Genomic DNA, 25,051 nt, shown 5'->3' with positions numbered 1-25,051 from the left:
AGCGAAGCAATATTTTTACAAGCATTACTCAACTATAAACCACAAATCAGATGAAATTCATCAAATTAATTTCGTTTTTACTATTTTTTATCAGCCAATTGTTTTTTGCACAAGAATTGCCACCAATTGTTAAGTTTAGTTCTAATACGTATGGTGCGGCAAGTCAAAACTGGATGATTTCCCAAGACCAAAAACAGTTTGTTTATTTTGCAAATAATGAAGGTTTGTTGGAATTTAATGGTTCGGAATGGAAGTTAAATGCTTCGCCAAATGAAACGATAATGCGTTCGGTGAAAGCTGTTGGGGATAAGATTTTTACAGGTTGTTATATGGAATTTGGTTTTTGGAAACGACAAACTAACGGACAACTAAAATATACTTCGCTTAGTAACAGAGTGAAAAGTAAATTGATTGAAGATGAGCATTTTTGGAACATTGTTAACATTGATAATTGGGTTCTTTTTCAGTCGTTTAACCGAATTTATGCTTATGATGTTAAAAAGAATACCATTAGTTTTATAGAGAATCATCCTTATATTTTTAAAATATATCGAGTGAATAATTCCATTTATTTTCAAGCCGTTAACGAAGGTTTATATGAAATAATCAACGGAGAAAGTAAACTGATTTGTTCCGATGAAAGAATAAAAACTAATCGTATTGTTGAAATTTTTCCTTCGGATGATGGATTGCTTTTGCAAACGGAACGAGCTGGAATTTTTACATTAAAAGGTGAAAAATTAGATGTACATCATTTTGTTTCAGAACAAGAACTTAAACCAAATACCATTTTTAGTGCAAAAAAATTAGCCGATGGCGGATTTGCTTTGGGAACAATTTCAAATGGTGTTTACGTATTGGATAAATTGGGAAAAGTGAAATATCATATTACTCAAAATTCGGGTTTGAGCAACAATACAATTTTATCGATTACAGAAGATGTTGATAATAATATTTGGCTTGGCTTAGATAATGGAATTGATTGTGTAAACCTAAAATCGCCAGTACTTAATTATATGGATGACGAAGGATATTTAGGTGCTGTGTATGCTTCGGTGAAACATAATGACAAGATTTATTTGGGAACCAATCAAGGGTTGTTTTACAAAAACGCTTCTAAAAACGAGAAATTTCAGTTTATTCAAGGAACAAAAGGTCAAGTTTGGTCGCTCTTTAAATACAACGACGAACTTTTTTGTGGACACGATTTAGGAACTTTTTTTGTGAATGGAAATACAGCCAATCTTATATTTAAGGGTTCGGGAACATGGAAAATAAATAGCATTCCCAATCGAAAAAATATGCTTCTTCAAGGACATTATAACGGATTGTCAGTTCTAGAAAAAGTCAATAATAGCTGGATTTACAAAGGGAAAATGAAAGGTTTTGATATTTCTGCTCGCTATTTAGAAATAAATAATAAACACGAAATATATGTTGGTCATGAATATAAAGGTGTTATAAAAGTAATTCCAACCGCCGATTTTTTATCAGCCAAAAAGTTTACAATTTTAAATTCTCCTCAAAAAGGGAAGCATTTTAGTTTAACAAAATATAACGGAAGTATTTTCTTTGCTGGAAGACAAGGTATTTTTAAGTTAAACGATAAAACAGGAAAATTTGTTAAAGACGAAAATCTATGTGAAGTATTTCAAAACGGAGAATATATTTCGGGCAAATTAAATGTAGATGAAACTGGAAAAATGTGGTTGTTTACCAAAAGTTATATTTATTACTTCACATCGGGCAATTTAAACGCTGATTTAAAAAAGCATAAAATTCCAATTCCGTTTGCCATAGTAAATCCAATGTTGAGTTATGAAAATATAACCCAAATTTCTGCCAATGAATACCTTGTTGGAAAAACTGATGGTTATTTTATGCTTAATTTGAACGATTTTAAGACTAAAAAATACAAAATAAAAATTACAGATATTAATGTAAATAAATTAGAAAATCCATCAATCAGATTATCAATTACTGAAAAAGGACAACTGAAACATGACGAAAATAATATAGTTTTTAATTATTCAGTTCCACAGTTTAATCGGTTTATAGATGTAGAATACCAATATATGTTGGAAGGTTTTCAAAGCCAATGGAGTGAATGGAGTATAAAACCTAACATAAATTTTAAAAATCTTGAACCTGGCGATTATACCTTTAAAGTAAGATCAAAAATTGCTAATTCTATGACTGAAAATGTAGCAGTTTATAAGTTTACAATAAACAAACCTTGGTATGCTACAAATTTGGCAATATTTGTTTATGCAATATTGTTTTTGATATTGGCATATTATATTCATAAAGCATATCAAAAATATTATCACAAGCAAAAAGAAAAATTAATAGAAGAGAACAATTTGCTATTAGAGATTGCCGCTTTAGAAAGTGAGCAAGAATTAATGAAGTTAAGAAACGAACAACTTTCTCAAGATGTTGATGCAAAAAATAGAGAGTTAGCAGTTTCAACAATGAGTTTGATTAAAAAAGACGAGTTATTAGAAATCATTAAGGAAGATTTGAAGAAAACATCCGAAGAGAATAATAATCGAAATATAAAATCGGTTATATCGACTATTAATAAAAATATTTCCAATGATAATTCTTGGAATGTATTTAAAGAAGCATTTGATAATGTTGATAAAGATTTTCTAAAACGGATTAAAGAAAAACATCCAAGTTTAACACCAAGCGATTTAAAACTTTGTGCCTATTTAAGACTAAATCTTTCCTCAAAAGAGATTGCACCAATGATAAATATTTCCATCCGAAGTTTAGAAATAAAACGATATCGTTTGCGAAAAAGACTTGGATTAGCACATGATGTAGGTTTAACACATTATATTTTGAGTGTATAACTATACAAAAACACATTTTTTACCTTATCAAAACCTTAGCAGTTTGCTTTTTTTTGATGTTTTTAGACCTCGGTTGTTAAGCATTTGTTAATTTATTTTCCTTGGTATTATTGGTTGTTTGTAGAATTATAATTTTTTTGCAGATAAAATTCAATAATGTATATTTTTTGTTGTGGTTGATTGTGAAATTCATATTTTATAATTGAATAATTTAACACCACTAACAACTCGGCCATTTTAATGTGCCAAAAAAACCAAAACAAATAAATTATTTAAATGCTTATGAATTTAGAGCTATTCTTAGGGAGATTTAAAGAAAAATTATTCTTAATCTCAATGGTTTTTGTTTCAATTGCATCCGCTCAGGCGCAAAAAAAAGTTTCAGGAACGGTCAACGCTGATGGTTTTCCATTACCTGGAGTAAATGTTGTAGCCAAGGGTACGAATGCAGGAACATTAACAGACATTGATGGAAAATTTAACTTCAATGTACCATCAGATGCAACAACCTTAGTTATATCCTACATAGGATATACTACACAAGAAGTTGCTATTACAGATGGAGAAATTAATGTACAACTTAAAGAGTCAAGTAATTCACTTGAAGAAGTTGTAATAAACGTAGGTTATGGAACACAAAAGAAAAGTGTGGTAACTGGAGCAATTTCTAAAGTTTCTGCTAAAGATTTAGAGAAAGTACCAAATGGACGTATTGAACAAGCTTTACAAGGTAGAGCTGCGGGTGTAACTATTGCAATGAATGCAGGTCAACCAGGTTCAGGTTCAACAGTTCGCGTTAGAGGTATTACAACTCTTAATGGTGGAAATGAACCAATTTGGGTAGTTGATGGAGTAATAGTTGACTCTGGAGCACTTGGCTCAATCAATCAATCAGATATTGAATCTATGGAGGTTCTGAAAGATGCTGCATCATCAGCAATCTATGGTGCAAGATCAGCTGCTGGAGTTATATTGGTTACTACTAAAAAAGGAAAATCAGGAAAATTAAGTGTTTCCTATAATGGTTTTTCAGGAGTTTCTTCACCAGAAAGAATGTTAAAGCTTTTAAACGCAACAGAATATGGTGCAATAATGAACGAACGTTTTGTGAATGGTGGAGGACAAGGTTCACTACCTTATCCAAATTTAAGTGGTTTAGGAACAGGAACTGATTGGCAAAAGGAAATATTCAACACTGGAGCAAGAAGATACAACCACGAAGTTAGTTTAAGTGGTGGAAATGATGTTTCAAATTTCTATTTATCTTTTGGAAGTCAATTCCAAGAAGGAATTGTGATGCCAGAAATTTCTAATTATGACAAAAAGAACATTCGTATTAATTCAACTCATAAAGTTAAAGATTGGTTAACAATTGGACAAGTTGTTGGTTATACACGTCAAAAATCGGTTGGCATTGGTAATACAAATAGTGAATTTGGTGGACCATTAAGTTCTGCTATCAATTTAGATCCAACAACTCCAGTAGTTGAAACAGATCCAGTGTTAGCCAATGGAACTTTGTACAGTAGTCCTTATGTTATTAGAGATAAAAATGGAGATCCTTACGGGATTTCAACTACAGTTGGTCAAGAAATGACTAACCCTTTAGCATATGCTAAAACTAGATTAGGACAATATAATTGGTCTGATGATTTTGTAGGTAATGCTTATGTAGAAATAAAACCGTATAAAGGATTTAAGCTTAGATCAACTTTTGGAGGAAAATTAGCTTATTGGGGTGGACAAGGATTTACACCATTATATTATTTAAGTGCTACAGTAAATAATGTAACAGGACAAAACAATATTTCGCGTATTGAAAATAAAGCATTTAACTGGACTGTTGAAAATACACTTACTTATGATAGAGTAATTGGAGATCATACATTTTCAGTATTGTTAGGACAAGGTGCTTATAAAGATAACGAGTTTTATACTGTTACTAGTGTTACCCAATACAATTTAGCAACTAATAATTATCAAGAAGCCAGTTTTAATGATCCAACTGTAACTCAGGATAATAAGATTGGTTATACTTATGATATTCAAGCAGGTACAACTTCATCTTTGTTTGCTCGTGTAAATTATGATTACAAAGAAAAATACATATTTACAGGTTTAATTAGACGAGATGGTTCTTCTAAGTTTGGGGCAAATAATAAGTATGGAACTTTTCCTTCATTATCAGCGGGTTGGGTTGTTTCAAAAGAAGACTTTTGGAAACAAAATGAAGTAGTAAATAATTTTAAACTTCGTGTAGGTTATGGTGTTACAGGTAATGATAGAATTGGAGATAATGCATTCTTAGCATTAATTGATGGTGGTAGAAATTATACTTTTGGTACAAGTGGCGTAGTAACATCAGGTTCTAGTCCAGGTAGAATTTCAAATCCTGATTTGAAATGGGAAGAAACTACTCAAACAAATATTGGTTTTGATGCTAAACTATTTAACTCAGTAAATTTAACAGTAGAATGGTATAAAAAGAAAACAGCTGGTATTCTTAGAGATAATCCAATCCCTGGTTATGTTGGTGCAGAAGCGCCACCTTTAGCAAATATTGCTGATATGAATAACTCAGGTCTTGAATTCGAATTAGGATTTAACAAAAGAATCAATGAATTTAATATTTCAGCTAACTCAACTTTTGCCATTCTAAAAAATGAAATCACTAATTTAGGAAATAACATAGATTATTTTACTGGACCAGGTTTTCAATCAATGGGTGCAGTTACAAGAACAGAAGTAGGAAATTCATACAACGAGTTCTATGGTTTCCAAACCAATGGAATTTTCCAAAATCAAGCTGAGATAAATGCTTATACTAACTCTAATGGTCAGGTTATTCAGCCTAATGCTGTTCCAGGTGACTTTAGATGGAAAGATACCAACGGCGATGGAACAATAACTGATGATGATAAAGTTTATCTAGGAAGTCCATTACCAAAATATACGTTCAGTTTTACTCTAAACATGGATTATAAAGGATTTGACTTAATGATATTCACACAAGGTACAGCTGGAAATAAGATATTCCAAGGTCTTCGCCGTTTAGATATGTCAAATGCTAATTACCAAACCGATGTACTAAATAGATGGACAGGTGAAGGTACTTCAAACTCTTATCCAAGAATTTCTTCTAGCGATGGAAATGGAAACTTCACAAGAATGTCTGATTTCTATCTTGAAGATGGGGATTATTTACGTTTAAAAATAGTTCAATTAGGTTACTCATTGCCTCAATCTATAATAAGCAAAGTAGGTTTACAAAAACTACGTCTTTATGTAACGGGTGAAAATCTTTTAACATTAACAAAATATACTGGATATGATCCTGAAATTGGAGGAGATGTTTTTGGAATAGATAGAGGTTATTATCCACAAGCTCGTTCATTCATGTTTGGAGCAAGTGTTCAATTCTAAATAAAAAAGATTATGAAAAGAAAAATTAAAATATCATTATTTGTCGTATTAACCGCAGTTGGTGTTTCGTGTACGACTGATTTTTTAGAGGTTAAACCAATAGGAACAACCACTGAAGATAACTATTATAAAGATGAGACAGAAGCAAGAGCAGCTTTGGTATCGGTTTATGATATTATGAGAAAAAATTCTGGAGGATTTGAAAATATAATTACCATGTTTAATGCTGCTTCGGATGACCATTATGCTGGTGGTGGAAGTGACTCAGATGGTGCAGGAATTCAATCATTTTCTAATTATACTATAAATCCTTATACTATTCCAAGAAGTTATTGGAGTGACTATTACAGAGGGATTTATAGAGCTAATCAGTTGTTGCTAAAGTTACCAGCTGTTCCAATGGACGAAAATGTGAAAGCACGCTATACAGCAGAAGCTAAGACACTTCGAGCATTTTATTATTTTAACTTAGTTAGAATGTTTAAAAATATACCTTTAATCTTAGAACCGCTTTCTGCTTCTCAATTCTACTCAGTTCCACAAGCTACTCCAGAAGCTGTTTGGGCACAAATTGAATTGGATATATTAGAATCAATAGACAATTTACCTCCAACAGTCAATGTTGCTAATGATGGAGGAAGAATTACCCAAGGTTCTGCAAGAGCAATTTTAGGGAAAGTATATTTATATCAAGGTAAAAACTCACTTGCAGCATCAGAATTTGCTGCAGTTAATGGAACACCAGGTGGAGTGAGTCAATATGGCTATCAGTTATTAGATGATTTTAATAGTTTATGGAGTTTTACAAATAAATTTAATACTGAATCTATTTTGGAAGTTTCACATTCTGCTCAAGGTTCTTATTGGGGAATTTGGGGAGGAAACTCTGATGAAGGAAATTCAATCAATGTAATGGTTGGACCAAGAAATTATGTAAGATTAAGCAGTCCTGCTCCTGAATTGCCTTCTGGATGGAGTTTTAATGTCTTTACGCAAGATTTTGTTGATTTTATGGCTGGTGATCCAAGATTTAATGCAACGGTTTTTGATTTAAAAACGTTAAAACAAAATGGAAATGCAGATTATATTGGTGGTTATCAAGATACAGGTTATTTCTTAGGTAAATTTTTACCTCGTCAAGGAGATGTTTATGATGGAAGTTTAGGTGGTGACGCAGTATTAAATTATGCACAAAATACTTATGCAATCCGTTTGGCCGATACTTATTTAATGGAAGCAGAAGCACTAGGCGGAACAGGAGCAAGAGCTCAAGCATTATTAGATGCTGTTAGAGCAAGAGTTGGTTTAACATCAGTTCCAGTTTCAATGAGCGCAATTAAAGCAGAAAGAAGAAGAGAACTAGCAGGCGAAGGTCATAGATGGTTTGATTTAGTTCGTTGGGGCGATGCACCAGTAGTATTGGCAAATAGAGGTTTCGTTGCAGGTAAAAATGAAATTTTACCTATTCCAAATCAAGAACGTGAAGGAACTCAAATTCAACAAAATCCTAATTATAATAACTAGAAAGCTATGAGAAAGACAATTTTAAAGATAACAATGCTTTTGACACTAGTTGTTTTAAGTGCTTGTTCTGAAGATGGAATAGGAAGCGATACTTCTTTTTTAGATACCGTTAACTCAGGAAATTTGAATAAAGTAATCGATATTAGCAATGATAACTCAGGTATAGTTAAAATTACTCCAACAGGTGATGGTTATACAAGCTATGCAATAACTCTAGGACATGGTTCTAGTGAACCTGTAACGGTTAATCCAGGACAAAGTGTAACTCATGTATATCCAGAAGGTTCATATACTGTAACGATAGAATCTTTTGATATTACAGGAGAAAGCACTATTGAAACTTATCCTTTTACAATTACATATAGAGCTCCAGAAAATTTAGCAATGAATGCTTCTGGAAGTGGTAACAACGTTACTCTAGCACCAACAGCCGATTATGCTAATTCTTATTGGATATATTTTGGAGATGTGGTTAATGAGCAACCAACAATAATTGGAGTTGGACAATCAATCACTCATACCTATGCAACAGGTGGAACTTATACAATTACTGTAATTGCTCAAAGTGGTGGCGCAGCAACTACAACAGTTACAACAGAATTACTTGTTTATAATTCTTATTCATTACCAATAACTTACGAAGATATGTATCAAAATTACAGTATCGGAGGAACATTTGGTGGTGTTGGAACGGCTATCGTTGCCAATCCTTTCCCTGGAGGAATTAATAATAGTGCGAACGTTTGGAGATATACTAAACCAACAGGTGCTGAATCATGGAGCGGAACTTGGACTCCATTAGCTGAAACAGCTGGAGTCCCAATTGATATTGACAATGGTGGAAAAATCAAAGTTATGGTTTATGCTACTGAAACAGGTAAAATGCTTAACGTAGAGTTAGAACAAGCTAGTTCAGGAATTCCAAATCAAGTGTTAAAAGTAGCTCCAACTGTTGCTAATCAATGGCAAGAACTTGTTTTTGATTTTAGTACTTTAGGTATTCCTGCTGGAACTAAATTCAGACAAATAGTATTTAGATATAATGATACTCAAAGCGGAGTAGGTGAAGTTATTTATATCGACAATGTTACTCAATCTAATTAAAAAATTGACTATGAAAAATAAAATAAAATATTTATTAATTCCATTCGTTCTTTTAACATCATTATACATTGGATGTCAAAAAGATGATTACGAATTAGGAGATTTGACCGCACCAACCAACTTAGTTATCGAAACTGTAGTTGAAGGTCAAGATTCAGCCAACCCAAATGGTGATGGTTCTGGAAATGTCGGAATTACAGTTACGGCTGATAATGCAATGACGTATAAAATTGGTTATAGAAATGTAACCGATTTATCTGATGATGTTTTGGAAATGACAACTGTAGCATCAGGGATTACCACAAAAAAATTCACTGAACAAGGTTTGCAAACCTATAGAATTACAGTTGTTGCCTATGGAAAAGGTGGAACATCTACTGTAGCAACTTCAGAAGTTACAGTTTTAAGTCTATTCGATCCAGGTGTAGAAGTTGTTACTAGTTTAACTAATAATGCATCTAAATCTTGGGTTGTTGATAAAAGTGTACCAGGACATTTTGGAGTTGGTCCTTGGAATAATGGTAGTTATACTCCAGAATGGTGGGCTGCTGCTATTAATGAGAAAGTTGCTTGTTGTAATTGTTTTTACACAGCAACATTTACTTTTAATAAAGTTGGAAACGCATTTTCCATTGACGTGGCTACTCCAGACGGAGCATTTACAAAAACTGGGGATTTGGCTTCAATACCAGGAATTCCAGCTTCTGGAGATGAAGGTTGTTATAGTTATGGTGGTGGAAGTTCTTCTTTCTCTTTTGTTCCATCAAGTGTTTCTCCTTCTAATTCAGATGTTCAAACAACTGGCGCAGCAATTCTTTTGGGTGGTTCAACAACTTTTATTGGTTATGGAGCATTAAAAAGAGAATTTGAGATTTTAGAAATTAACGATAACTACATGTACCTAAGAGTTCAAGGTACTGAAACTGGAAATGCTTGGTATTTAAAATTAATCCCAGCACCATAAGTTTTTTTAAGTTGATTAAATTAATTAACCCATAAGTATCTTTTAAGATGCTTATGGGTTTAAATCACACCTTTTTTTATGAAATATTTACAATCGAAATATACAATAATACTTTTTTTGGGATTAATTTCTTTGATACCAATTACGGGTTGTAGTAGCGATGGTGGCGGAAACGATGGACAATCGGATACACCTTCAAATCTAGTGATCACAGCAGATATTGTTGGAACGTCAACAGCGAACCCAAATGGTGATGGTTCTGGGTTAGTTCATTTTAATGTTTCTGCCGATAATGCAACCTCATACAAAGTATTAATTGAAGGACAAACCATCAATACAACATCGGGTGTGTTTAGTTATACTTTTACACTTTCGGGAGTAAATACTTATACCATTCATGCTTCGGCTTATAAAGGAAGTAAATTCATTTCAACATCCATTAATATTACAGTATATGTTGTTTCATCTGTAGTTTGGTCGGATGAATTTAATACCGATGGTGCGCCAGATAGCTCAAAATGGAGTTATGAAACAGGAACAGGTGATAACGGTTGGGGAAATAATGAATTACAATATTACACCAATCGACCTGAAAATGTTAAAGTTGAAAATGGTGTGTTAAAAATTACAGCAAGAAAAGAAAATTACAGCGGAAGTAATTATACTTCTGCCCGAATTGTAACAAGAGATAAATATTCTGTTAAATATGGTAAAATTGAAATGAGAGCAAAACTTCCAGCTGGAGGTGGCACTTGGCCAGCACTTTGGATGCTTGGAAATAATCTAAGTGCGGTAGGTTGGCCAGCTTGCGGCGAAATTGATATTATGGAACACGTTGGAAACGATTTGAATAAAATCCACGGCACGTTACATTATCCTAATCACTTTGGAGGTAATGGAGTTTCGGGTTCTGTAGTTGTTCCAGGAGTTACTACTTCATTTCATTTATATACGCTTAAATGGAATGCCTCTTATTTAAAATTTTATGTAGATAATCAATTGTTTCATACGTTTAACAACAATAGTGAGACACCTTTCAATGATCCGTTTTTCTTCATATTCAATTGTGCAATAGGAGGAAATTTTGGCGGAGCCGTAGATCCAAACTTTACATCAGCTACACTTGAAGTAGATTATGTTAGAGTTTTCAATTAATGTTTGTTTGAGTTTAGGTTACTTAATCCGTTGATAGCTTCTGATGAAATTTCAGAAGCTATTTAATGGAGATTTTCTTGAGATTATAAGATTAAAATTAGAATTAATGATAAAATTAAAATATACAAAACTACTAAACTTGTTATTGGCAATAGGATTATCAAGTTGTGCACAATCATCAGGTTCTGATGGCGAGGACAACAATCCAAATCCTACACCAACACCAATTACCAACCAAGTTGATTTTTGGAAAACAAAAGGCGACGAAACAGTAAAACTTCAAAAACAAACAACCATTTTAGCTTTCTCAACTGCTGCAAATACCTATCCAAATATTGATGTGTCTGAAAGTCAAACTTTTCAAACTGTTGATGGATTTGGTTTCACGCTAACTGGTGGAAGTGTTGAGGTTATCAATCAATTAACAGCTACAAAAAAACAAGAATTGCTACAAGAGTTATTTGGAAATGGAGATAATGGAATTTCAATCAATTATCTTCGATTAAGCATTGGTGCATCCGATTTAAATAGTACTGTTTTCAGCTACAACGATATGCCAGCTGGTCAAACTGATGTTAATTTAACAAATTTTAGTCTTGCAGCTGATGCTGATTTAATCGATATGCTTCAAGATATTTTGGCTATAAATCCAAATATTAAAATAATGGCAACACCTTGGTCGCCACCGGTTTGGATGAAAGATAACGCAAATTCTGTTGGAGGAAGTTTATTGCCTCAATATTATAGTGCTTATGCTCAATATTTTGTGAAATATATACAAGGAATGCAAGCCGAAGGTATTACAATTGATGCTATCACGCCTCAAAACGAACCACTTCATCCAGGAAATAATCCTAGTATGTCTATGTCGGCAACTCAACAAGCTAATTTTATCAAAAATAATTTAGGACCAGCTTTTCAATCGGCAGGAATTACAACCAAAATTGTGATTTATGATCATAATTGCGACAACACAGCTTATCCAACTTCTATTTTATCCGATTCTAATGCAAGCACATTTATTGATGGTTCTGCTTTTCATTTATATGCAGGCGATATTTCGGCTTTGAGTACAGTTCGCAATGCTTTTCCAAATAAAAACATCTATTTCACCGAACAATATACAGCTTCAACAGGAAGTTTTGGTGGTGATTTAAAATGGCATCTAAAAAATGTAATCATTGGTTCGATGCGCAATTGGAGTAAAACAGCCTTAGAATGGAATTTAGCAAATAACGGATCTTTTGGACCACATACTAATGGTGGATGTACAACTTGTAAAGGTGCAATTACTGTTAATGGAAGTTCGAGTTATGCTAAAAACGTTGGTTTTTACATCGTTGGTCATGCTTCTAAATTTGTTCCAGCTGGTTCACAAAGAATTGCTTCAACTCAAACAGGAAATTTGAATAGTGTTGCTTTTAAAACTCCTGCAGGTAAAAAAGTACTAATTGTAGAAAATGACGGAAACGCTTTTGAAATTTTTAATATAAAACACAATGGCAAATGGGTTATGGTTTCTCTTGATGCTGGTGCTGTTGGAACATTTGTTTGGTAATAAAAAAAATGAATATGAAAAATAATATATATATAGGATTGCTTTTATCATCTTTTTTTGGTTTTGCTCAACCTAAAACGAAGTCTGATAAAATGGAATTTTCTACAAAAGATAAAACAGTTATAGTTTATACATCTGCTGATAGCTCTGATTTGAGAATCTCAAAAACAGCTGATTTACGCTTTACAGAATTAAAACAACCATTAGAAACACAGTTTTGTGTTTTTGTTAACCCAAATAAGCAATTCCAAACTTTTTTAGGTATAGGTGGTGCTATTACCGACGCTAGTGCTGAGGTTTTTGCAAAATTACCAAAACAACAGCAACAGCAATTTTTAGATGCTTATTTTACTAAAGATAAAGGTATTGGATATACTTTGTTGAGAACCAATATGAACAGTTGTGACTTTAGTTCTGGTTCTTATACTTATATCAAAGAAGGTGATAAAGACTTAAAAACATTTGACATTGCACCAGATAGAAAATTCAAACTTCCTTTAATAAAAAGTGCGATGAATATCATTGGAAATGATGCTACATTTTACATCAGTCCTTGGTCGCCACCAGCTTTTATGAAAAGCAACAATCACATGCTAAAAGGAGGAAAATTATTGCCTGAATTCTATCAACCTTGGGCAAACTACTACGTAAAATACATTCAAGCATTAGAAAAAGAAGGAATTCCGGTTTGGGGATTGACTATACAAAACGAGCCAATGGCAACTCAAATTTGGGAGTCATGTATTTACTCAGCCGAAGAAGAAAGAGATTTTCTTAAAAATTTTCTTGGACCAACATTAGAAAAAAATGGTTTTGGCGACAAAAAAATTACTGTTTGGGATCATAATCGCGATTTAATGGTACAGCGTGCTAGTACCATTTTAGACGATGCTGAAGCTAAGAAATATGTTTGGGGATTAGGTTTCCATTGGTACGAAGATTGGAGTGGAGGCGAACCAATGTTTAATAATGTTGGCTTAGTAAACGAAATGTATCCTGATGTAAATTTGATGTTTACAGAAGGTTGCAACGAAAAATTTGATGCTTTAAAATACCAACTTTGGAAAAATGGCGAACGTTATGCCAAGTCAATGATTAATGATTTTAACAACGGAACAGTTGCTTGGACAGATTGGAACATTTTGTTAGATCAATTTGGCGGACCAAATCACGTTAAAAACTTCTGTTTTGCTCCAGTTCATGGCGATACATCTACAGGTCAATTAATTTTTACGCCATCGTATTATATGATTGGACATTTTTCAAAATTTATAGCCAAAGGTGCAAAAAGAGTAAGTACTTCACCTAGCAGAAGTGCTTTGATGTCAACATCATTCTTAAATCCTGATGGGAAAATGGTTACCGTTGTATTTAATCAAAGTAATAAAGAAGTTACCTATAATTTATGTATTGGTACTGCGGCAACCGAAGTAAAAATTCCAGCCAAAGGAATACAAACGTTGGTATATTAATTATCGGTTCGGCCTTAGTTAAGAACTTTCTTAATCAAAAAATCTATGAAAGCTATATTTAAAAATTTGTTGTTTTTCTTTTGTTTTCCATCCTGCATTTTTGCACAAGGATTTGTGCATCGCGACGGACAAAATATTGTAGATGGAAATGGCAAAAATCTAGTTTTTCGTGGTTTAGGTCTTGGCGGATGGATGGTTCAAGAAGGTTACATGATTAAAACCGGTGAATTTGCTGGACCACAATTTAAAATTAGAGAAAAAATTGAAGATGTAATAGGTAAAGAAAATACAGTTGAATTTTATAAAAATTATAAAAATAACGGAATTACAAAAGCCGATATCGATTCTCTTGCTGCTTGGGGATTTAATTCGGTTAGATTACCAATGCATTATAATTTATACACGCTTCCAATTGAAAAAGAACCTGTTAAAGGGAAAAACACTTGGTTAGAAGAAGGTTTTAAAATGACCGATGATTTATTACAATGGTGTACTGATAATAAAATATATCTAATTTTAGATTTACACGCAGCTCCAGGCGGACAAGGAAAAGACGCTAACATTTCGGATTATGATGAAACAAAACCATCACTTTGGGAAAGCAAAGAAAATCAGGATAAAATGATTGCGTTTTGGAAAAAAATAGCTGAACGTTACAAAGATAATCCATGGATTGGAGCTTATGACATTATTAACGAACCCAATTGGAATTTTTCTGCAACCAATAAAAATGGTTGTGATGAAAAACAAAACGCGCCGTTACGTGAGTTACAAGTTAAAGTTACGCAAGCCATTCGCGAAGTCGATAAAAATCATTTGATATTTATTGAAGGAAACTGTTGGGGAAATAATTACAACGGAATATTTCCGCTTTGGGATGACAATACTGCGTTGAGTTTTCATAAATATTGGAATTATAATGATGCAGGAAGTATAAATCAGTTTTTAGAATATAGAAAGCAATATAATGTTCCAATTTGGCTTGGAGAAAGTGGCGAAAATTCTAATGCTTGGTTTACTGATGCTATCCGATTAATGGAAAGTAATAATATTGGTTGGGCATTTTGGCCAATGAAAAAAATAGATAATATTGCTGGAGTTACATCGGTTATTCAACCAAAAGGATATGATAAATTATTGCATTATTGGGAAAAAGGAACTAATAAACCTAGTAAAGAAGAAGCCAAAGCAATTTTATTTCAAGTAGCTGAAAATTATAAAATGAGTAAGGTTGAAATAAAAAGAGATGTTATTGATGCTATGTTTAGACAAGTAAACTCAACTGATACTAAACCATATAAGAAACACAGACTTCCTGCAAAAGTATTTGCAACAGAGTTTGATTTAGGGCAAATCAATCAAGCTTATTTTGATAAAGATGCTTATAATTATTGGGTTTCTTCTAATGAAAGAACACAATGGAATAAAGGAAATAAAATGCGTAACGATGCCGTTGATATAGAAGAATGTAACGACAAAGTAACCAATGGTTATCAAGTTTCTCACATTGAAGATGGAGAATGGCTTCAATATACTGTTGAGCTTGAAAGTACAAAATCTGTTGAAGTTGAAATTCGATTTTTAGCAGGTAAAACAAGTGGTGAAATTTATTTATCAGATGCTGCTGGTAATGTAATTTCAAGTTCTTCCGTTATAATTCAAGGAAATGATAAGACTTCAGTTTGGCAAAATGCCTCTTTTGGAAAAGTGAAACTTAATTCTGGGCAAAATAAAATTAGAATGCACTTTGTAAAAGGAGGCGATTTTAAAGTTAATTACATCGAATTTAAAAAATAAACAACGTTTAATAATGAAAAAGAAATTATCCATACTTTTTTTTACAGTATTTTCTTTTGCTTTTGCACAAAACAATAATATTGATCAGAAAGTAGAAAATCTTTTAAAGCAAATGACTTTAGAAGAAAAAATTGGCCAATTAAATCAATATACTGGAGATAACACAATTACTGGACCTTTAACAATTAATCCAAATAAAAAAGAAGAAATTAAACAAGGTAAAATAGGTTCAATGCTAAATGTTCTTGGTTCAGAATATACAAGACAATATCAAGAATTAGCAATGCAATCTCGTTTAAAAATTCCCTTGCTTTTTGGTCTTGATGTAATTCACGGATATAAAACAACTTTTCCTATTCCTTTGGCTGAAGCAGCCAGTTGGGATTTACAAGCAATTGAACTATCAGCCAGAGTAGCAGCACGAGAAGCAGCCTCAAGTGGTATTCATTGGACTTTTGCTCCAATGGTAGATGTGTCTCGAGATCCAAGATGGGGTAGAGTTATGGAAGGTGCTGGTGAGGATACATTTTTGGGATCAAAAATTGCTTATGCAAGAGTGAAAGGTTTTCAAGGCAATAAGTTAGGAGAATTAAACTCCGTTTTAGCTTGTGCAAAACATTTTGCAGCATATGGTGCAGCAATCGGAGGAAGAGATTATAATTCAGTCGATATTAGTGAAAGAACTCTTTGGGAAACCTATTTACCACCTTTCAAAGCAGCTGTCGATGCAGGAGCAGCAACTTTTATGAATTCTTTTAATGACATAAATGGTGTTCCAGCAACAGGCAATAGTCATATTCAACGTGACATTTTGAAAGGAAAATGGAATTTTGACGGTTTTGTTGTTTCTGATTGGGGTTCAATTGGAGAAATGATTGCTCATGGATATGTTAAAGATGGAAAAGAAGCTGCATTTGCTGCAATAATGGCTGGAAGTGATATGGACATGGAAAGTAATGCTTATCGAAATAATCTGAAGCAATTGGTTGAAGAAGGTAAAGTGCCTAACTCAATTTTAGATGATGCTGTGAGAAGAATTCTTAGAAAAAAATTCGAATTAGGACTTTTTGATAATCCATACAGATTTAGCGACTCAAAACGCCAGCAAAAAGAATTAAATAATTCAGAGAATACTAAAGCCGCAAGAGAAGTAGCCGCAAAAAGTATTGTGTTATTAAAAAATGAAAATAAAATATTGCCATTATCAAAGGAGACAAAAACAATAGCATTTATTGGTCCAATGGTAAAATTTAAAAGAGCAAATCATGGTTTTTGGGCAATAGATTTAAAAGATGTAGATTCAACTTATATTGTTTCTCAATGGGAAGGATTACAAAGAAAAGTAAGCAAAAATACTAAATTGCTTTATGCAAAAGGTTGTGGAATTAATGATAGCAATAAAGATGGTTTTAAAGAAGCAATTGATGTTGCTAATCAAGCCGATGTAGTTATTGTGAGTATTGGAGAAAAGCACGATATGAGCGGTGAAGCAAAAAGTCGAAGCTCAATAGCTATTCCTGGTGTTCAAGAGGAATTAATAAAAGAGTTACAAAAAACAGGCAAACCAATAGTAATATTAATTAATGCAGGTCGTCCACTTGTTTTTAATTGGACTGCTGATAATATGCCAACTATCGTTTACACATGGTGGTTAGGTTCTGAAGCAGGAAATGCTATTGCAGATGTTCTATTTGGAGATTATAATCCATCTGGAAAGTTACCAATGACATTTCCTCGAAATGAAGGTCAAATTCCAATTTATTACAATCATTACAATACCGGAAGACCAGCAAAAGATGATAACGATAAAACCTATGTTTCATCATATATTGATTTACCAAATTCACCAAAGTTTCCTTTTGGATTTGGTTTGAGCTACACAACATTTGACTATTCTGATTTGAAACTTTCTAAAAATAAAATCAATAGAAATGAAGAAATAAAAGTTTCATTAAAGATTACAAATTCTGGTAAAATAGCTGGTGAAGAAGTGGTACAACTTTATTTAAGAGATAGAGTTGCTTCAATTGTTAGACCTATAAAAGAATTAAAAGGTTTCAATAAAATTGCTCTTCAAGCTGGAGAAACAAAGGAAATAAGTTTTACAATAAATAATGAAACAATATCGTTTTATAACAATAACATCGAGTTAATATCTGAAGCTGGAGAATTTGATATTATGATTGGTTCATCTTCTGAAGATATTAAACTAAAAAGTAAATTTGAATTAATAGATTAAAGAATTAGCTATCAATCATGAAAAAATATTTATTGTTTATAATTTTAGTTTCAAATTTTACATTTAGTCAAAAAAATGAGAGAAAATTAGTTTGGCAAGAAAATTTTAATGGTAATACATTAGACACTTCAGTGTGGAATTTTGAACTTGGTAATGGATGTCCCAATAATTGTGGTTGGGGAAACAACGAAAGACAAGTATACACTAAAGATAATCATGAAATTAAAGATGGTTTTTTAATTATTAATGCCCAAAAAGAAGACAGTAACTATTCTTCAACTAGGATAACCACCGCACAAAAAAAAGAATTTCAATATGGCAGAATTGAAGCTAGAGCAAAAGTTCCAACTGGAAAAGGAATTTGGCCAGCGTTCTGGATGCTAGGCTCAAATATAAAGACAGTTGGTTGGCCAAAATGTGGTGAGATAGATATTCTAGAATATGTAGGAAAAGAACCTATGACTGTTTTTACTACTCTTCATACAGAAGATAGTCATGGTAATTCTATCAATTCAAAAAAAACTACAATTCATGGTATAGAAGATGGTTTTCATGTTTATGCTATTGATTGGTCAAAAGAAAAAATTGATTTTTTTGTTGATAACAAGCTTGTTTATTCATTTAACCCAAAAGAAAAGACTGAAAAGACCTGGCCATTTGATCAAAAATTTTTCATTATTCTAAATGTTGCAATAGGAGGAAACTTTGGTGGTCCAGAAGTTGATGATTCGATTTTTCCCCAACAATTTATCATAGACTACATTAAAGTTTATCAATAAGAATTGTTTTTTTGTTAATTTTTGCTTTAAAATTTGTTTTTTAAATTAAAATTATGTTAAATTTGACTAATAATTAATCACAAAAACCTATTCGGCCTATTGAATTAAAATTACTTTTTATACAAAAATAAGTTTCTCAACCCTTATTAAAAGGTAATTTTATGGCTAAATCTCAAACACCTGACGCAGTATTAGTACAAATGTATATCTCTGGAAACGAAGATGCATTGGCTACACTTATCAACAGATATCAATCCAGAATATTTGGATTTATCTACTCCAAAGTCAATGATAGAGATATCGCTGATGATTATTTTCAGGAAACGTTTATTCGTGTAATTAGAACGTTAAAAACCAAAGAATATTATAATGAGAAAGGAAAATTTCTTCCTTGGGTTATGCGTATTGCAAATAATTTGATTGTTGACGATTTTAGAAAAAATAAAAACATCAAAATGATGCGTGATACAGAAGAATATTCTATTTTTTCTTTCATTAAAGACGTTACACCAAGTGTTGAATCTAATCTTATATCCAGTCAAATAAGCTTTGATTTACACAAAATAATAGACGAACTTCCTCTTGACCAACAAGAAGTGTTGAAAATGCGCTTTTTTCAAGACATGAGTTTCAAAGAAATTGCCGAAGCCACTAATGTTAGCATGAACACATCGCTTGGAAGAATGCGTTATGCAATCAATAACATGAGAAAAATTATTGAAAAAAACAATATTTATTTGTCAGCTTAGACAATATTTTGAAAAGTTTTACGTTATATATAAAAACACAAATAGTATATGGCAAAACTTTACTCTAAAAAGAAATTAGCTTCAACTAAAATGTTGCCAAAAAAAGAAACAATACAATTTATTTTAAATTACTCTAAGGCATTACGTATTGTGAAAATAGGCAACATGAACTTCGAAACTATAGCTAATTAAAATGAACATCCCGATACAATTATCGGGATGTTTTTTTATTATACTCATTCAAAACACTTTTTCTTCCAATCGTTTTAGTGATAATATCTTTTTCCAAATCCCAACCGCGTGCTGGCGAATATTCTCGACCATACCAAATGATTTGCAAATGTAAATCGTTCCACAAATCTCTCGGGAAGATAGCTTTCGCATCTTTTTCAGTTTGCTGCACACTTTTTCCATCCGATAAATTCCAGCGATACATCAATCGATGAATATGTGTATCAACCGGAAAAGCCGGAACACCAAACGCCTGACTCATCACAACACTTGCCGTTTTATGACCAACAGCTGGCAAACGTTCCAAAGCCTCAAAACTCTGCGGAACTTCGCCATTGTGTTCCTCAATCAATATTTGTGACAAACCATAAATTCCCTTCGATTTCATTGGCGATAAACCACACGGACGAATGATTTCCCTGATTTCTTCCACCGAAAGTTTAACCATATCATACGGATTATCTGCTTTAGCAAACAACAAAGGCGTAATTTGGTTCACCCGAACATCAGTACATTGCGCCGACAACAAAACCGCAATCAGCAAGGTATAAGCATCTTTATGATCAAGCGGTATCGGAATTTCAGGATAGTATTCTTTTAACGTATTTATAACAAATGTTGCACGCTCTTTTTTGGTCATTTTTGTACTTTTATAGTTGTAAATTTATGACAATTATAATTATGTGCCTAATCCAGCTTTCCGTTACAAGTTTTATTTCACAAAGCAGTTTTTGTAAAGCATAAAAAGAGCTTCCGTTGGTCGCTTTTTTATCCTAACAAAAACAAGCTTTCTTCAATAAAAGCTTTCCACTACAATCTGGGGCAATCAATATAAGATATTTGATATCTAATATTTAAAATTTAATATTTAAAATTTAAAAAATGACAACATTAAAAATAGGCGACAAAGCACCCAATTTTTCAGGAAAAGACCAAGACGGAAACCTTCACACCTTAGCCGATTATAAAGGAAAAAAACTCGTAGTTTTCTTTTACCCAAAAGCAAATACACCTGGTTGTACCGCCGAAGCTTGTGATTTACGCGATAATTTCGACCGATTTAAAGCTAACAATTATGCTTTGCTTGGCGTTAGTGCAGATAGTTCAAAAGCACAATTAAAATTCAAAGAAAAATACGAATTCCCGTTTCCGTTATTAGCCGATGAAGACAAATCAGTAATTGAAGCTTTTGGCGTTTGGGGACCAAAAAAATTCATGGGACGAGAATACGACGGAATTCACAGAACGACTTTTGTAATCAATGAAAACGGAGTTATTGAAGACATAATCTCCGATGTAAAAACAAAAGCGCATGCTGCTCAGATTTTGAAGTAAATCAATACCTAATGTGTACTAAGCCCTATAAAAATAATAAATATGATGCTAATTGCTGTTAGATGATATTTATTTTAGCGAGTCAATTAACTTTTTAAAATCTGAGAATTCATTATAAAGCTTATTAGCATCTAACATTTTTAATAGTAAAGTACCATGATTAACTTTGTGATATTGACCTCTCTTTTTATTTGATTTGGTTAGTCTCTGAAGTTCTTTGTCTGGTTCAGAAAATAGTGTTGCTTGTTTTTTAGCGAGTTTTGTACTTATAGGTTCACCATAAAATTTATCTAAAATGTCTGGTTGAGATATAAACCAAGATTCCATTTCTTGAATCATATAGAAGACAGAATCTTTTTTCTCAATTAAATTATATTTTTCTAAATCATTTTCTCTATGACCTTCATCAGCATCTAAGTCACAAAGTAATTTTGCTCCATCACTGTTCAAGAACTTGTCAACAGCTTGAGACTTTCCATCTCCCATACTAATAGTTGGCATCTTTAGTTTAGCTTTCTGTTCTATAAGTTTACTGAAACCTTCTCTTAGATTACCATTAGAAGTATCTTTAGTTCCTTCAATGAATAAATACTTTCTTTTTACCATCTGTTACCACCTAAATCTCCTTGTCTCCACATTTTACCAATACTGAAATTTTCATACCAACCTTCAAAATCTTTTTCTTCATAATATGAAATTTTGGAAGAATTTCGTTCATCTTTTTCAAATACCCTAATGTTTTCTAAATTAAAGCAGTTCAATAGATTTTCTGAATGGGTTGAGATTAGGAAAATACTATTTTCTGAAGCTTCAATTATTGAATTTCCTATGTTTGAAATCATATCAGGATGCAAACCAACTTCAGGCTCATCAATACATATTAATGAACCTCTATCAGGATTAAATAATATTGAAAGAAGACATAGATATCTTAGTGTTCCATCCGAAATATTATTTACATGAACCGAACTGTTTAAACCTTCTTCTTCTAACATTAATTCTATATTTCCACCGATAAAATTAAAATCAAAACCTTTAAATTTTGGATTGACTTCATTTAACATTTCTGCTATTTTATTGTAGCTAGATTTGTGATTAATTTTTATTGTATTCAATATTTGAGGAAGGTTGGTTCCATCAGGTAATAGCCGCTTTTCCGATGTAGGTAACATTGGTTTTCTAATATTACTTTTCGGAGTTGTGTCAAAATAATCGTAAACTATTATATCTCCAATAGCTTTTCTTATGGTTGACAAGGCAAAGTACCTATCAGTATCATATATTTTTGATAAAGCTAATTCTGTAGATTCAATAAAATCATCATACTTTACTAAAGCGGTTTTTTTATATGTCGCGGATTTATCTAGTTCGTTTAATACACCATTACCGCTATCAAAATCTAGATAGATGAACCCTCTGTTATTTTGTATATTTTCCTTAACATAATAATTAGAGGTACTTGGTTGCTTATATATTTCAATAGAATAAGTTACATCATCTGTAAATCTAAAACCATATTTTTGAAGTATATTAAAATCTAAGGTAAAATATAATCCTATTTTACTATTCTTATTGTTGTCAATACTTTTAAATAAAATATTATCTAAACCTCCCAAATTGTCAATCACATATTTTTTTAAACCAATACCTGAAACACCTTCTTTTACTAATCTAAGTGCCTTAAGTAGATTTGATTTCCCTGAACCATTTATTCCAACTAAAACATTTTGTTTTTTGTTTAAATGGAAAGTTTCATCTTCAAAGCTTAAAAAGTTTACTAATTTTATTTCCGTTATCATTTAAAAAATTTGATTATTTATCAAAGATATAAAGAATTTTTCTTTTAAAGCTAAGATTATATATTATCTCGAATAGCAAAATGTTTAATTCATAAACACATAAGTATTTGCTATCATAAACATAAAAATATCCATCTAAAATTCTCAAAGTGTAATTTAAACAACGAGATTTATTTGGAATTTAGAATTTGAGATTTAGAATTTTAATATTTAACTTATCTTTGCCGCTTCAAAAATCTTTAAGTCTATAAATCTTAAAATCTTTCAATCCAAATAAATGATTACAGTAAACGATATAGCCGTAGAATTTGGTGGTACAACACTTTTTAGCGAAGTAACTTTCGCCATCAACGAAACGGATAAAATTGCCTTAATGGGTAAAAATGGCGCAGGGAAATCTACCTTGTTAAAAATTGTAGCTGGTGCAAACAAGCCATCGCGCGGAAATATTTCGGCGCCAAGTGATGCCGTGATTGCCTATTTGCCTCAGCATTTATTAACCGAAGACAATTGTACGGTAATGGAAGAAACATCAAAAGCATTTGCTGGTGTTTTAAACATGAAAAAGGAAATCGACGATATCAACGAACAGTTGACTATTCGCACCGATTATGAAAGTGATGAATACATGAAATTGATTGAAAAGGTTTCGGAGTTGTCTGAGAAATATTATTCGATTGAAGAAGTAAATTATGAAGCCGAAGTAGAGAAAATTTTAAAAGGTTTGGGTTTTGAAAGAGAAGACTTCAATCGTCCAACCAAAGAATTTTCCGGTGGATGGAGAATGCGTATTGAATTGGCAAAAATCCTATTAACCAAACCCGATTTGATTTTATTGGATGAGCCAACCAACCATTTGGATATGGATAGTATCGAATGGCTGGAAGATTTCTTGATTAATCAAGCCAAAGCCGTAATGGTAATTTCCCACGATAGAGCGTTTGTTGACAACATTACCAACAGAACTATCGAAGTAACGATGGGAAGAATTTATGACTACAAAGCCAAATATTCTCATTATCTAGAATTGCGAAAAGACCGACGCATTCACCAACAAAAAGCCTACGAAGAACAACAAAAATTCATTGCTGATAATCAAGCCTTTATTGAGCGTTTTCGTGGTACTTTTTCCAAAACGGAACAAGTGCAATCGCGCGTTCGTATGTTAGAAAAAATTGTTCCTATTGAGGTTGATGAAGTAGATAATTCAGCATTGAAATTGAAATTTCCGCCATCGGTTCGTTCAGGTCAATATCCGGTGATTGTGAAAGATTTAGAAAAATCGTATGACGATAAGCTAATTTTTAAAGATGCTAATTTAGTTATCGAACGAGGACAAAAAGTGGCTTTTGTGGGTAAAAATGGAGAAGGAAAATCGACGATGATTAAAGCCATTATGAAAGAAATCGAAATTAATGGCGGTTCGGTAGAAATTGGTCATAACGCACAGATTGGTTATTTTGCCCAAAATCAAGCCGCATTGTTAGACGAAAATGCAACTATTTTTGAAACAATTGATAGAATTGCTGTTGGCGATGTTCGTACACAAATCAAAAATATTTTAGGTGCGTTTATGTTCCAAGGTGATGACATTCAGAAGAAAGTAAAAGTACTTTCGGGTGGCGAAAAAACGCGTTTGGCGATGATAAAATTATTGTTAGAACCCGTGAATTTGCTAATTCTGGATGAACCGTCGAACCATTTGGATATGAAAACCAAAGATATCATTAAAGATGCGTTGCGTGATTTTGACGGAACATTGATTTTAGTTTCTCACGACCGTGATTTCCTTGATGGTTTGGCTGAAAAAGTATTCGAATTTGGAAACAAACGTGTGAAAGAACATTTTGAAGACATCAAAGGTTTCCTAGCTAACAAAAAAATGGAAAGCTTGAAAGAGATAGAGAAGTAGTTTTCAGTATTCAGTCTCAGTTTACAGTCTCGGTTTTTTGCTTCTCGATACAATTTTGAATACCAAAAATTAGCATTTTTAGTATTCAAAATTACTCGAAGAGACGTTTGAAATAATAAAGAAAACCCGTCAGTTCAATGGAATTGACG

At 32.4% G+C, this 25,051-nt stretch carries 17 protein-coding genes; 14 read left to right on the top strand and 3 right to left on the bottom strand.

Annotated elements, in window-relative coordinates:
* The first annotated feature begins 50 nt into the window (after window positions 1–50).
* The 12 genes from G6042_RS06495 (at window position 51) to G6042_RS06440 (ending at window position 19,625) form a co-directional block, all read left to right on the top strand.
* Window positions 51–2,861 (top strand): helix-turn-helix and ligand-binding sensor domain-containing protein, encoded by a 2,811-nt coding sequence (locus G6042_RS06495; protein WP_169523493.1) that lies wholly within the window; start codon window positions 51–53, stop codon window positions 2,859–2,861.
* Window positions 2,862–3,143: 282 nt separating this feature from the next.
* Entirely contained in the window at window positions 3,144–6,284 is a 3,141-nt protein-coding gene (locus G6042_RS06490) for a SusC/RagA family TonB-linked outer membrane protein (RefSeq protein WP_235933214.1), read from the top strand.
* Window positions 6,285–6,296: 12 nt separating this feature from the next.
* The gene (locus G6042_RS06485) at window positions 6,297–7,808 is read left to right on the top strand and encodes a RagB/SusD family nutrient uptake outer membrane protein (RefSeq protein WP_169523492.1); all 1,512 of its coding nucleotides are present in this window, start codon (window positions 6,297–6,299) and stop codon (window positions 7,806–7,808) included.
* Window positions 7,809–7,814: 6 nt separating this feature from the next.
* Window positions 7,815–8,912, top strand: a complete 1,098-nt coding sequence (locus G6042_RS06480) for a PKD domain-containing protein (protein WP_169523491.1) — start codon at window positions 7,815–7,817, stop codon at window positions 8,910–8,912.
* A 10-nt stretch (window positions 8,913–8,922) separates the two neighbouring features.
* Window positions 8,923–9,876 carry a hypothetical protein gene (locus G6042_RS06475; RefSeq protein WP_169523490.1) on the top strand — a complete coding sequence of 318 codons (954 nt, stop codon included), beginning with the start codon at window positions 8,923–8,925 and terminating at the stop codon, window positions 9,874–9,876.
* 78 nt (window positions 9,877–9,954) lie between these two features.
* Window positions 9,955–11,031 carry a glycoside hydrolase family 16 protein gene (locus tag G6042_RS06470; protein ID WP_169523489.1) on the top strand — a complete coding sequence of 359 codons (1,077 nt, stop codon included), beginning with the start codon at window positions 9,955–9,957 and terminating at the stop codon, window positions 11,029–11,031.
* 106 nt (window positions 11,032–11,137) lie between these two features.
* Window positions 11,138–12,589 (top strand): glycoside hydrolase family 30 protein, encoded by a 1,452-nt coding sequence (locus G6042_RS06465; protein ID WP_169523488.1) that lies wholly within the window; start codon window positions 11,138–11,140, stop codon window positions 12,587–12,589.
* Between the two features lie 14 nt (window positions 12,590–12,603).
* Window positions 12,604–14,061 (top strand): glycoside hydrolase family 30 protein, encoded by a 1,458-nt coding sequence (locus tag G6042_RS06460; RefSeq protein WP_169523487.1) that lies wholly within the window; start codon window positions 12,604–12,606, stop codon window positions 14,059–14,061.
* 45 nt (window positions 14,062–14,106) lie between these two features.
* Window positions 14,107–15,858 carry a cellulase family glycosylhydrolase gene (locus tag G6042_RS06455; protein WP_169523486.1) on the top strand — a complete coding sequence of 584 codons (1,752 nt, stop codon included), beginning with the start codon at window positions 14,107–14,109 and terminating at the stop codon, window positions 15,856–15,858.
* Between the two features lie 13 nt (window positions 15,859–15,871).
* Window positions 15,872–18,097: a glycoside hydrolase family 3 N-terminal domain-containing protein gene (locus tag G6042_RS06450; RefSeq protein ID WP_169523485.1), complete on the top strand. Its 2,226-nt coding sequence runs from the start codon at window positions 15,872–15,874 to the stop codon at window positions 18,095–18,097.
* A gap of 17 nt (window positions 18,098–18,114) precedes the next feature.
* The gene (locus G6042_RS06445; protein ID WP_169523484.1) at window positions 18,115–18,876 is read left to right on the top strand and encodes a glycoside hydrolase family 16 protein; all 762 of its coding nucleotides are present in this window, start codon (window positions 18,115–18,117) and stop codon (window positions 18,874–18,876) included.
* A gap of 161 nt (window positions 18,877–19,037) precedes the next feature.
* A complete protein-coding gene (locus tag G6042_RS06440; protein WP_169523483.1) occupies window positions 19,038–19,625 on the top strand; it encodes an RNA polymerase sigma factor in 588 nt (195 codons plus the stop codon).
* Window positions 19,626–19,836: 211 nt separating this feature from the next.
* Here the strand turns inward: G6042_RS06440 and G6042_RS06435 are convergent, their stop codons facing one another.
* Window positions 19,837–20,496, bottom strand: coding sequence for an endonuclease III domain-containing protein (locus tag G6042_RS06435; protein WP_169523482.1), 660 nt, complete (start codon window positions 20,494–20,496; stop codon window positions 19,837–19,839).
* A gap of 242 nt (window positions 20,497–20,738) precedes the next feature.
* Here G6042_RS06435 and bcp point away from each other — a divergent pair, with 242 nt between their 5' ends.
* Entirely contained in the window at window positions 20,739–21,191 is a 453-nt protein-coding gene (gene bcp, locus G6042_RS06430; protein ID WP_169523481.1) for a thioredoxin-dependent thiol peroxidase, read from the top strand.
* A gap of 69 nt (window positions 21,192–21,260) precedes the next feature.
* Here bcp and G6042_RS06425 read toward each other — a convergent pair whose 3' ends face one another.
* On the bottom strand, window positions 21,261–21,797 hold the full coding sequence (locus G6042_RS06425) for a DUF4276 family protein (protein WP_169523480.1): 537 nt from the start codon (window positions 21,795–21,797) through the stop codon (window positions 21,261–21,263).
* Window positions 21,791–22,990: an AAA family ATPase gene (locus tag G6042_RS06420; protein ID WP_169523479.1), complete on the bottom strand. Its 1,200-nt coding sequence runs from the start codon at window positions 22,988–22,990 to the stop codon at window positions 21,791–21,793. Before G6042_RS06420 ends, G6042_RS06425 begins: the two co-directional genes overlap by 7 nt.
* 277 nt (window positions 22,991–23,267) lie before the next feature.
* Here G6042_RS06420 and G6042_RS06415 point away from each other — a divergent pair, with 277 nt between their 5' ends.
* Window positions 23,268–24,902 (top strand): ABC-F family ATP-binding cassette domain-containing protein, encoded by a 1,635-nt coding sequence (locus G6042_RS06415; protein WP_169523478.1) that lies wholly within the window; start codon window positions 23,268–23,270, stop codon window positions 24,900–24,902.
* Window positions 24,903–25,051: the final 149 nt, after the last annotated feature.

The organism is Flavobacterium solisilvae (assembly GCF_012911605.1).
Taxonomy (GTDB): Bacteria; Bacteroidota; Bacteroidia; order Flavobacteriales; family Flavobacteriaceae; genus Flavobacterium; species Flavobacterium solisilvae.
This window is presented reverse-complemented; position numbering and strand designations above follow the sequence as displayed.